An 11,670-nucleotide genomic window follows, 5' to 3' on the forward strand; every position below is an offset into this window, starting at 1 on the left:
ATGATTTATCAAAAAGCCAGATGCAAATTATACATCAAGAAACTCAGATGTATTATTCCATGGCTTGACGGACTTTGATTGCCAGATCTTTGATTGAGTACGGCTTTTGAAGGAAATTCACCCCTTCTTCAAGCATACCGCGGTTGGATATGACATCTGCCGTATATCCGGAACAGAAAAGGCATTTCAGTCCGGGTTTCATGCCGGTGATTATTTTAGCCAATTCCCATCCATTCATCTTGGGCATAATCACATCTGTGATCAATAAAGATATCCGGTCAATATGATTTTCGGCCATGAGAAGCGCCTCTTTTGGCGTGCTGGCGGTCAATACGGTATATCCCAGATGTTCCAGCATTGTCTTCCCTGTATACAATGCGGCCGTGTCATCTTCCACAATCAGGATGGTTTCACCATGACCGGCATATGGTTTTTCAGGTCTATCAGTGATTTGTTCAATATTCTCAACCTTGCATCGGTGTAAGTAAATATAAAATGTCGATCCCTTGCCCTGCTCGCTGCGGACGTTGATGAATCCTTCATTCTGTTTGACGATTCCATACACTGTAGCCAAACCGAGGCCGGTGCCCTGACCGGCTCCCTTGGTGGTAAAAAACGGCTCGAAGATATGATCAAGTGTATCTTTGTCCATTCCGCTTCCATTGTCACTTACGGCCAACATCACATATTCTCCTGGCATGCAGTCCGCATATCTTGAGCAGAGGGCCTCATCCGCGAGTATATTTCTAGTCTCAATGGTTATCTTCCCGACACCGGCGATTGCATCCCGTGCATTGATGCATAAATTAGCCAGCAACTGGTCGACCTGACTGGGGTCGATCATCACCGGCCATAATCCCATTTCAGGCTTCCAGATCAGTTCGATGTCCTCACCTATCATGCGCCGCAACATCTTGAGCATGCCTTCCACTGACTCATTCATATTCATAATTTTCGGAATGGCGGTTTGTTTGCGTGCAAAGGCGAGGAGCTGTCTTGTCAGATCGGCGGACCGGATGGCCGCATTTTGTATTTCCTTAAGATTGGCAAATACGGGCATCGAATCATCGGTTTTTTGAAGTGCAAGATCGGTATGTCCCATAATGACGCTGAGTATATTGTTGAAGTCGTGAGCCACTCCTCCGGCCAGGCGGCCCACCGCCTCCATCTTTTGCGCTGTTGTCAATTGTTCCTGGAGTTTCATCTTTTCAATTTCCGCATGTTTGAGTTCGGTGATGTCCTGTACGGTCCCGCCTGAGCGTATCGGTTCTCCATCAGGGCTGTAATATGTCTCGCCCTGTTCATGCACATATTTTATCCGCCCGTCAGGAAACAGCAGCCTGTGGACCAGTTTATATGGTTTATTGGTTTGCATGGATTGCTTGAATGCGGTTATGACCATTTCGCGGTCATCAGGGTGGATGTTCTCCATAAATACCTCATAGGACAAACTTGAACGTTGTTTGTCTATCTCGAATATCTGGAAAATCTCATCTGACCAGGTGATTTTATTGGACGTATGATCGAGTTCCCAATGACCGATATGGGCAAGCCGTTGGGCTTCCATCAGTTGTTTCTGGTTTTCGCGGAGAGCCTCTTCCACCTGTCTGCGTTCCGTGACGTCGATGAAACTGGCACGAATCAGTTTCCTGTTTTCGGAAGGCAATCGGACAACGCGAACCTCGCAGTACAGATCCCTGCCATTGGCACTGTGAATAATTCGATCAAATTGAAGATCTTCTCCTGCCAGAACCCGCAAACTGTGATCTGAAATGCTCTCATCCGGATTGCGTCCGTCCGGTTGCTTTTTTACATAGAATCGTTGCGGATCAGATTCGAGAAGTTCATCTCGGCTGCAACCAAAAAGCCTTTCCGCACTGGCGTTTGCATCCACAAATTTCTGCTGATCCACATCATATACTAAAATGGCATCAGGTGCCCGTTCGATGAGGATGCGGTAACGGGATTCGCTTTCACGTGCCTGTTTCTCTGCAATCCTGCGGCGATAGTTCTGTATGATTAAGGCTGTAATCAGGCCGGCCAGAACAAGAAACGCGGCTATCGTACCGACGACAACAGCTTTGTACTGGTTCCAGAGAGTCGGAGGGCGGTTTATTATCAAGGCATTATCCGGAATGAGGCCTGGATTTACACCCCAACGTTTGATCTGTTGCCAGTCAACCATTGGTTTTAAAAAACGCGAGGCAGGTTCGAGAGGAAGCGGATTATCCGTCATAAGGGAAGGCAGGATTCTCCCCAGCATGGTGCTGAGTGCTTGCACGTCAACCATAGAGCCGCCGATGACACCGGTACCCAGTTGCGAGGTGGCAAGACAGAAAACAGGTGCATTGGATGTTTGGGCAAGACTGATTGCTATATCGATCGGCTGATATGTATTTCCGGTAATGTCCGATGAAATGCGAGAGTAGATGACCACTGTTCCTGGAGGCAGGCTTCTCACATGCTCTAGAAGATTGTTCACAGACATGTTGCTGGAATATTCGAAATCCAGCTTTTTTTGCCACGAGCCAAAATCAATCATGGCCTTGTGTTCGAATGACTTGTCAAGATCACCCTTGCCGGAGACAAACAGGACCCTGCGCGTCTCGGGGAAAAGTTTCAATGCAAGCTCCAGCGTCCCACGCACATCGAAGGCCAACGGGCTTTGAAAAATTGGTTTGCCCGTTCGCTCAAGATGCGGTCTCTTCTGGCCGTAAAGAGCTAGACACGGGCTCCCTGGTGAGAGGTTTCTGGCTTCGTTAAGGAGGAAATTGAGGGCATCGTTGAAAACGGTGATAATGAGATCAAATCGTTGCCCGGCGTATTTATCGAGCAAGAGCCGACTGAGCAGAAGACGTTGTTCCCGGGTTTTAGGCGGTGAGATGTCCAAATATTCATATATGAAGTCATCAGGGTTGAGATTTGCGACTTTTCTGGCAGTTTCTAGCCCGGCTGATATCTGTTGTTGGGCGGGTTGGTTGTAGTTGTAGGTGTACAGGATCAGAACACGCTTTTCTTCAGCCTTGTCGACCTTCAATTCGCCCGTGGTTATGGATTTGCCGGAAGCTGCAGTCAACACCATGCAGGACCAGAGAAGGCACAGCAATCGTGTCATGTTCCAACCCATTCCAATATCTCCCCAGAATCATCATTATCAAGTAACAGAATGGTGTAATAATAATGGGCAAATAAATAATATCAAGGAATCCAAAGGATCAGGGCAATATAACGGAAATTCAGATCAGGGCTTACCGCCTTAGCCGTTGCTTTATGCCTTTATCACAAGCTCCTTGCCCAGTTCGAATGCCTTTATATTTATTTCCTGCTTTTCCTTTTTGAATGTCCCTGCCATGACCTCGATAAAGTCAGGTGTGTCGAAAGGCAGATCATCGAGTCCGGCTATCGCCCCCATCATTATTACATTGCTCAGAATCGGTTCGCCAAGCTTGAGCGCCTCGTCTGTTGCATCGACGAATTTCACGTCCGAGGTCAGCTTCAAGAGCGCGTCATTAAGCTCTTCCCTGCTCGGGTATTTCTGATCTCCCGCTATGACGCCCACCGGATAGACCGGCCTCGAATTGCTGAGCACCTTTGTCGACGGATTGCCGTAGCCCGCCATGACCCTGAGTGATTCGATGGGCTCCAGCGCAACGATGAGGTCGGCCTTTCCTTTTGGCATCTGGGGGCTCCATGTGCCTCTGGCGGAGATCCTGATATGGCTCATGACCGAGCCTCCGCGCTGGGATACGCCGAAGGTTTCGCCAATCGTTATTGTATAACCTTTTTTTGCGAGAATATTGCCCAGCATGCGCGATGCGATAACATTACCCTGCCCGCCGACGCCAGTGATTATAACGTTGTAAGGGTCTTTCACGATAGCGCTCATTTTGCCACCTCCGCCTTCTTTATAGCACCTGACGGACATATGCTTGCGCAGACGCCGCAGCCGGCGCAGATTACCTCGTCTATACGCGCCTTTCCCGCCGCCTGGTCCCATATAAGGCCGGGGCACCTGAAAATCCTTGTACACAAGCGGTTGCACCCGCACTTTTCGCCCAGGCAGACATTCTCGTCAATGCTCACCTCGAAATATTTCCTGCCCTTTCTTTCCGGTGACAGTGCGCATTTCTGCCTCAAAATCATCACGCGCGTGCCGGTCTGGTTTCTCAGCATGTCAAGCAGGGCCGCCTCAGTTGCCTCGACATCGAAGGGGTCGCTTATCGCAGTCTTCGCTCCTACCGCCTTGCAGACGGCCTCAATATCCACATCCGGAACATCGTCGCCCATCACGCTGGCTTTGAGGCCGGGATGGGGCTGGAAGCCCGTCATGGCCGTTCCGCTGTTGTCCAGTATGACCATGATGATGTCCGATTTGTTGTGCACTGCATTCACAAGCGCGGGCATCGCTGCATGGAAGAATGTCGAATCGCCGCATACACTCAACACAGGCTGGTCCATGCCGAATCTTCCAAGCTGGCCGAAGCCGCTTGCTATGCCTGTGCCCGCGCCCATGCAGTGACCTGTCTTGAGCGTCGAAAACCCGCAAGGCAGAAAGGCGAGCGTATAGCAGCCGATGTCACCACAGACGAATCCCTTGCGGTTATCCATGGCAAGCGCATTGTGAATGCCCCAGAATGACGCCCTGTGAGGGCATCCTGCACAGAAGGTGGTTTCGCGGCTGGGGGCGTTGCCGAAAGAAAGCATATTTGCATTTATCTCGAATTCCTGAGGTACAGGTTTGTAGTCGATTCCCAGAATGCCGGCAAGGGCTGCTATCACTATATCGGGATTGAGTTCACCGGTAGTTGGAAGCGTCGCCTCCGCCCTTCCGAAAAACTGCTTGACGCCTGTTTCATCCGCCAGTTCGGCGGCAAGAATCTTTACGTTGTCTTCGAGGAAAGGGAGAACTTCTTCGACAACGAGAATTTTCTTTGAAGCCGACAGATGCTTCTTCATAAGATTTCTCGGCAGCGGCCATGTGGTGCCGAGCTTGAGAATGCCTACCCTGTCTTCAACACCCAGGACATTGACCGCTTCCTTTGAATAGAAGGTGCATGCGCTGCTTGTGATTATAAGAAGCTCGGGCTCGACGGGGCCTGTGTATGTGTTGAAAGGGCTCTGTTCGAAAAGGGCCTCGGCCTTTTTCAGCTTCTGCTGCTGTATCGGATGCCAGTAGGCTACCGGCATGGTGTGGACCGGTCCTGTCTCGGGGTCGATCACGAATCCGTCGGACCTGAAAACCGCCTTCCTTTTCTCTGCCGGCAGGGGGCCTGTCTTAACCGTTCCGCTTGCATGGGAAAGGCGCGTGACGCTCCTCATGACCACAAGGCCCTTGATCTCTTCGGAGAGTTCGAACGCCCACTTGGTCATGTCCTTCGCCTCCTGGAAATCGCCCGGTTCAAGGAGCGGCAGTTCAAGCAGCTTTGCAAAATGGCGTGATTCGCCTTCGTTCACGCTTGAAAGAGCGCCGGGGTCATCGCAGGGAATGAGCACCATGCCTCCTCTTGTACCTGAAAGCCCCAGATGCAGGAGAAAGTCCGAAGCCACGTTAACGCCGTTCTGCTTCATGGCGACCAGCGAACGCAATCCGGCAAAAGAACCGGCTGCCGCGACTTCGACCGCCACCTTCTCGTTGACCGACCACTCCACATACAGGCCCCGTTCATCTGCGGCCTTTCCAAGATTTTCAATTATTTCCGAGGAAGGCGTACCGGGATATGCAGATGCGACCTGGACGCCTGCCTCAAGCGCGCCCCTTGCTATCGCCTCGTTTCCCATCATCAGAAGGATGTCTCCGCCTTTTTCTTCCGTCAGTCGGCTCATTCTGCACCTCCGGCTGAAATTATTTCATTAAGTACATCGGCGCCCAGGCGCATCATGGCCCGCGTTCCTTCGGCATCACAGTTGATTCTTCCCTCAGATGAGCCCTTGACAAACGCCCTCTGTTTTTTGTTTTTCGCGGCTGTTTTCAGGTGCTCCAGGTTTGCCGCAGGCATCTCGTCTGTTATGAGGAAGCCTTTTTTAACTGCATCGTCAAAAAAGCGCTCGCCGCGTTCCGTCCTTATTATAAGCGTATTCATATCCGGTCTGCCTTCGAGCACACCGACTGAAATGTCCGCAAACTCGGCGGTCATGTCCGTACAGTAAGAGCAGGTCTCGGGCACAAGCCCCCTTATTTCCGATAACGGGAAGGTGAGTTTGCCGCCTTCTGTATATACCTCGAAGACCTCGGCAGGCGGGGGCGGGATGTCGAACTTCTTAATTGTTTTAATGTCGAGCCTGTCCTTCAGAAATGCTTCTAGCCTGCCATAATCAAGCGCCCATGTGCAGAAAAGGCCTATGATAACGGCTGTCGGGTCTCTGAAATTATCCATACCGGTCGGATTGAGTCTCATCTGTGCGAGGGAAAGCGACTGGCATGGTGTGGCCACAACAGCGAGGTTGTCAAGGCCTTCTCTCACGGCGCGGTTTAGTGCCGAAAGAGATGGCGCCGCCGAATATTTCGATGAGGCACACGAAAGGACGCCTTTGGCAGTTTTTACGACCTTGGGCACAGGGAGCAGGCCTGAACTGTCGGTAAGGATTGCTGCCCTCGCCTTTTTCGATTTCAGTGCGGAGATTACAAGGGCCGTAACGGCGCCTCCTGCCTGAAAATCACCTTTGCCGGTCTTATCCGCAGCCTTTGCGATGAGAATCTTCCGATATTCGCCGAGAGGTTTTGCCCTGTAAGCATTTCCGAAATATGCTTTTGAGAGCTCATCCAGGTCAACCTCTATCTTCGGACAGAAAGCGAAGCACCTGCCGGTGGCTGATGTGCATGGGAAAAGACTGACCGTCGTTCCTCGGTGATTTTTGAAATAAGGGCACAGATCAACACATGCCCCGCAACCTATGCAAAGGCCCTTTGACTGGACATCGGCGATAAGCTCGTTTGCGCCTAAAACTTTCATAATGCCTCCACGAAAAAGCAGTTAAGCTTTTAAGCTAATGAGCAGTTAGGTTGAATAAAGAGTCAATAACCTTCAATAATTGCTTAGCGATTCGCCGCCGCCTTTTTCTTCGCCTCGCTTACCTCATATTCCCTCAGACTCCGGGCCATATCCCGAACTTGATCGGGTAGGGCGTTGACCGGCAGTCCTGAAGATAGCGCCATATAGTATATGTGTGCCACCTTTTCGAGGAGTTCTGCGGCAAGCAGCGCCTTGTCCATATTTTTACCCAGGGCAATTATCCCGTGGTTCTGGATAATGTAGGCGTTGGCGTTGTTGCCCAGCTTGCCTGCAACACCCGCGGCCAGTTCCGGGCTGCCGGAAACTGCGTATGGGGTTACCTCGACCGATTCGCCGAGCATGAAGGAGACCTCGTCAAAAAGTGCGGGGATGGGCTTGTTCAGCAGTGCGAAGACGCTCCCGTATATCTGATGTGTGTGGACTACGGCGTTCACGTCCGGCCTTTCGCGGTAGATGACAGCATGCATCCCGGCTTCTACCGAGGGAGGACGGCAACCTTCCACCACGGAACAGGAAAGATCGACGATGCAGATGTCATCCGGGGTGATCTCGTGGTATTTCACTGATGACGGTGTGATCGCCATCAAATTTTCGCCGTCTATCCTCACCGATACATTGCCTCCCGTACCCCTGAGTGAGCCGAAATAACCGTTGTCGGACAGCCATATACTGGCTTCGAGCACTTCATTCTGGTACTTTTCAAATTTACCCATATACAGTTTTGCTCCTTTCAAGCTTTTTCGTTGGAAAAAAATAGTCCCTTTTTTACCTGTTTGTCCCTGTGCCGTATTATGACGTGACTGAAGGCCGCTTGTTTTTAGAAAGCTCCTCAAGCTTTTTTTCATCCGGCTCGGGGCGGGGGGCCGACCATGAGAATGCCTGAAGCACCTCGGGATTAAGGATATAATCCGGTTTCTCTCCTGCCATGAGCTTTCTGATCTGACCTGCTGCTATCGCCCCCTGATGCGCCGCCGTTTCGGCGGTATTCCCGCCAAGATGAGGAGTGGCGATAACATTGGGGTGTGATACGATGGGGTCGTCCGATCCCGGAGGCTCCGCCGGGAAAACATCCAGGGCGGCGCCCGCTATTTTGCCAGATGTAAGAGCCCATAACAGCGCATCGTCTTCCACAAGGGAGGCCCTGGCTGTATTGATGAAGAAGGCCCCGGTTTTCATTTTTTCAAACGCCTCACGATTGATCATCCCTTTTGTGGCCTCAATCGCAGGGGCATGAATGCTTATAAAATCGCTTACGGAGAGCAGCTCATCAAGGGAAACCTTCTGTGCTGAAAGCAAAGCACCGGCCCCTTCGGTTACCATCGGGTCATAGAAGACGATTCTGGCACCGAATCGGGACAGTCTGGCAGCGACTCCTGCGCCTACATTTCCCATTCCCACCAGCCCCACGGTCTTTCTCCAGAGTTCTTTGCCCTGGTATTTCAGATAGGCCTCTCCCATCTTTGCCATGTCGCCCTCTTTCACATTTCCGCGCTTTAAGAAATCGGATGACCCCGGCATCATGCGGGCGAGCATGATCATGAAGGCGACTGTCAGGTCGGCAACCGCATCTGCATTACGTCCGGGTGTGTTCATTACGGGAATGCCAAAGGCTGTTGCCGCCTTGATGTCAACATTGACCGCGTTCCCGCGGCAGGTGACGATCGCCCTGAGGTCCTTTGAATCGCGGATGGCGGGGAAATCTACCACATCCATTTCGGTAACGAATATTTTTTTGCCCGCAAGCGCATCGGCCAATTCCTTACCGCCGTCGTACAACTTCATTTTTTCGCGCCATCCCTCGTAAACAACATTGCCTATGCTTTCGAATTCGCTGATGGCGGTCTTTTCAAGGGAAGCGGTGATGAAGATATCCGGCTTGAATGACGGATCGGCTGCCCTGCCCGCTGCGGGAGAGGGTTCGAAGAGCGAAGCGGTAAGAAGGTCGCCGATGCATGCATCGGCAGTGGCGCGTTTGTCAAAGGCCTGCCTCCATCCCGTATAGAGGTTCTGATATTTTTCCGCGGTTTTACCCGGCTTGTATTCGTTAAAAGCCATGGATATTTTTCTGGCGCCTGTTGCAGGGTCGGAGAACACTCCTGCTCCTACGCCTGCAAGCACTGCTGCTCCTAACGATGAAGCCTCTGAGACCGGAGGGACATTCACAGCGCATCCTGTCACGTCAGATGTGATCTGCGTGAAGAGTAAGCTTCCGGACATGCCGCCTGTAACCATAATTTTGGGTATCTTTTTGCCTGAGACGGCGATGATCTGCTCGAGGTTTGCCCGTACGGAGAAGGCAATACCCTCGATAAGGGCGCGGGCTATGTGTCTGCGGCTGCGGGCCGGGTCTCCGGTAACCATGTGGGAAAAGGTGAGGTTTCCTACGGGCAGACCGACTGACCTGCCGTCGAATAATGCCGTACCGAAAGTGGAGTAAACGCCTGCGGCCCCGGGCAGCGAATCTTCCGCCTCTGCAAACAAGCCGAGGGCGGCATCGGGGGCGTCAGGATAAAGCAGGCGGGCAAACCAGTCGATGATGTCGCCGGTAATGAGGCCGTTGCTTTCCAGGACATATTTCCCGGGTACGACATGCTGTCCGCTCCAGAGCCGCCCGGAATCATCCAGTATCAGATCATCACTCACCAGCTGAAGCGGCATAGTGGTGCCTGCTATGACTGCAAGGTCGCCATCGGCAACTGCCCCGGCCCCCAGCAGACCGCACTGGGTGTCTGCGCCGCCAGCCGCAACCGGTATTCCGGGGACAAGGCCCAGGATATCGGCGCCTTCTTTTGTCAGCGGACCGAGATGCGAGCCGGAATCCACTGGCGCCGGAAAGAGCGAGACGGGAAGCCCCAGTGAGTTGATGAGATCGGATGCCCACTGGTTCTCTTTCAGGTCGAAAAGAAGCGTCTCTCCTGCCTGTGAGCGCTCTGAGGCGAGTTTTCCTGACAATATGAATGCAATCCAGTCGGTAACCGACAGCGCGGCGGTTGCCCGCTTGAAAAGATCGGGTGCGTTGTTTTTAAGCCAGATAAGACGGGTACCCAGGAACAGAGGTGTCGGCCAATGGCCTGATATGGCGTGTACTTCATTTCCACGTTCAAAGCCCAGCATCATGCCTTCGCCAAGGGCCCTGGCATCCTTGTTGGGAGTTGCCAGCAGTATCTCATTACCTGCATCAAGGACAACGGTCGTATTGCGCATACCGCTTGCAGCAATGCCCGCGATCTGTTCAGGTGCAACGCCGGCTTTTGCGAGCACCTCACGGGATGCTTCGCCCAGCTTTTTCAGGATGCCGGCGGTATCGATGGAAAAGCCGAGGCCGCTGGTGCCGGGTGCTGAAGGGTGTGTCCAGTTTCGCTTTGCTGTTTTTACCGCCCCTGTTTCAATATCCAGAAGGAGGCAACGGCCGGATCCCCCTCCTATGTCGATTGCCATCAGGTATTGCGTTTTCATATTAAGAAGCTCCTTTATAATAGAGGAAGTATGAATTTTTGGTTTTTTTATGTCAAGCCAATTTGCCTTGCATTTCAGAATATCGGATATGGTTTGAATCTATCTTTTAATGCTATTATATCAAGGCACCGGACAACGTTATACATTTGGAGGGGATCATGCGCATCATCAGGGCGGTTATTGGTTTTATCGTTATCTTAATACTGAGCTGTATCTTATTCGTCTATCTGGCTCCTGAAAAAGCCACGGCGATGGCAATTGGTCTTGAGCGGAAACTAGCCGGGCTTTCGTTCAAGGAAATAGATCTGCCCGGTGGGCTGCATTATGCCTATCTTGAAGGAGGGCAGGGGGAACCGCTTATGCTCCTGCACGGCTTCGGGGCCGACAAGGATAATTTTGTCCGGGTGGCCCGTTTTCTGACAAATCGTTACAGAGTAATAATTCCCGATAACCTGGGCTTCGGAGAATCCGGTCATCCCGCTGACGCCGACTACAGGCCCGGCGCCCAGGCCGCAAGACTCAGGAACCTGGCCCTGGCCCTAGGCATAACGAAAGTGCACCTGGGAGGCAGTTCGATGGGCGGCCACATTTCCATGATGTATGCCGCGATGTATCCTGATGAGGTACAGAGCCTCTGGCTGCTGGACCCGGGCGGCATATGGAGCGCGCCTCCCGGCGAACTTCAAAAGGTTATCGCTCAGGGTGGAGAAAATCCTCTTATGGCTAAAAGCGAAGATGATTTCGCCCGGATATTTGCTTTCGTAATGTCGAAACCGCCTTTCATTCCAAGGCCGATGCTGAATGTCATGGCAAAAGAGCGCATACGTAATTATAATCTGGAGAAGCGGATTTTTAAGGAATTGAGCGATGATTCGATCGAGAAGCACGTGGCCGGCCTCAAAACGCCTGCCCTTATCGTGTGGGGAGAAAACGACCGGGTCATCAGTGCGGCCACTGCCGGGGTGCTCCACAACCTGATGCCGGAATCCAGAGTCATTATCATGCCGGGAGTAGGCCACCTTCCCATGATCGAAGAGCCGGACAGGACGGCCGGTGATTATCTGAAATTCAGGGACGGGCTGAAATGACGCATCGGAAAAGACATTTCGAAACAGAAAGGCCTCTTCCGCCAGACAAATAGGCCTTGCATTTTTTATCCTGCGGCGTTTAACCTTTCAGTTATTGAACCCGCACCTTTTTAGAC

7 protein-coding genes are annotated in these 11,670 nt (G+C 52.1%); 1 reads left to right on the forward strand and 6 read right to left on the reverse strand.

The annotated features are described in order from the left end of the window. Positions 1–52 precede the first annotated feature (52 nt). From VIS94_11905 to VIS94_11930, 6 genes are all read right to left on the reverse strand, one after another. Positions 53–3,127: a PAS domain S-box protein gene (locus VIS94_11905; protein HEY9161778.1), complete on the reverse strand. Its 3,075-nt coding sequence runs from the start codon at positions 3,125–3,127 to the stop codon at positions 53–55. A gap of 141 nt (positions 3,128–3,268) precedes the next feature. Then, positions 3,269–3,886, reverse strand: coding sequence for an indolepyruvate oxidoreductase subunit beta (locus VIS94_11910; GenBank protein ID HEY9161779.1), 618 nt, complete (start codon positions 3,884–3,886; stop codon positions 3,269–3,271). Further along, positions 3,883–5,823 (reverse strand): thiamine pyrophosphate-dependent enzyme, encoded by a 1,941-nt coding sequence (locus VIS94_11915; GenBank protein HEY9161780.1) that lies wholly within the window; start codon positions 5,821–5,823, stop codon positions 3,883–3,885. The genes VIS94_11910 and VIS94_11915 overlap by 4 nt, the downstream gene beginning before the upstream one ends. Then, entirely contained in the window at positions 5,820–6,950 is a 1,131-nt protein-coding gene (locus VIS94_11920) for a Coenzyme F420 hydrogenase/dehydrogenase, beta subunit C-terminal domain (protein HEY9161781.1), read from the reverse strand. Before VIS94_11920 ends, VIS94_11915 begins: the two co-directional genes overlap by 4 nt. Positions 6,951–7,033: 83 nt before the next feature. Then, on the reverse strand, positions 7,034–7,723 hold the full coding sequence (locus VIS94_11925) for a class II aldolase/adducin family protein (GenBank protein HEY9161782.1): 690 nt from the start codon (positions 7,721–7,723) through the stop codon (positions 7,034–7,036). Positions 7,724–7,799: 76 nt separating this feature from the next. After that, positions 7,800–10,466 carry an NAD(P)-dependent oxidoreductase gene (locus VIS94_11930; protein ID HEY9161783.1) on the reverse strand — a complete coding sequence of 889 codons (2,667 nt, stop codon included), beginning with the start codon at positions 10,464–10,466 and terminating at the stop codon, positions 7,800–7,802. Between the two features lie 158 nt (positions 10,467–10,624). On the opposite strand from VIS94_11930, the gene VIS94_11935 reads away from it, so the two are divergent. Then, a complete protein-coding gene (locus VIS94_11935) occupies positions 10,625–11,554 on the forward strand; it encodes an alpha/beta hydrolase (protein HEY9161784.1) in 930 nt (309 codons plus the stop codon). Positions 11,555–11,670 lie beyond the last annotated feature (116 nt).

This window comes from Desulfomonilia bacterium (genome assembly GCA_036567785.1).
In the GTDB taxonomy this organism is placed as follows: domain Bacteria; phylum Desulfobacterota; class Desulfomonilia; order UBA1062; family UBA1062; genus DATCTV01.

What these genes read in the sequence shown, in the direction of transcription:
- VIS94_11905 (HEY9161778.1), bottom strand. Translation starts at nt 3,127, where the DNA reads ATGGGTTGGAACATGACACGATTGCTGTGCCTTCTCTGGTCCTGCATG.
- VIS94_11910 (HEY9161779.1), bottom strand. Translation starts at nt 3,886, where the DNA reads ATGAGCGCTATCGTGAAAGACCCTTACAACGTTATAATCACTGGCGTC.
- VIS94_11915 (HEY9161780.1), bottom strand. Translation starts at nt 5,823, where the DNA reads ATGAGCCGACTGACGGAAGAAAAAGGCGGAGACATCCTTCTGATGATG.
- VIS94_11920 (HEY9161781.1), bottom strand. Translation starts at nt 6,950, where the DNA reads ATGAAAGTTTTAGGCGCAAACGAGCTTATCGCCGATGTCCAGTCAAAG.
- VIS94_11925 (HEY9161782.1), bottom strand. Translation starts at nt 7,723, where the DNA reads ATGGGTAAATTTGAAAAGTACCAGAATGAAGTGCTCGAAGCCAGTATA.
- VIS94_11930 (HEY9161783.1), bottom strand. Translation starts at nt 10,466, where the DNA reads ATGAAAACGCAATACCTGATGGCAATCGACATAGGAGGGGGATCCGGC.
- VIS94_11935 (HEY9161784.1), top strand. Translation starts at nt 10,625, where the DNA reads ATGCGCATCATCAGGGCGGTTATTGGTTTTATCGTTATCTTAATACTG.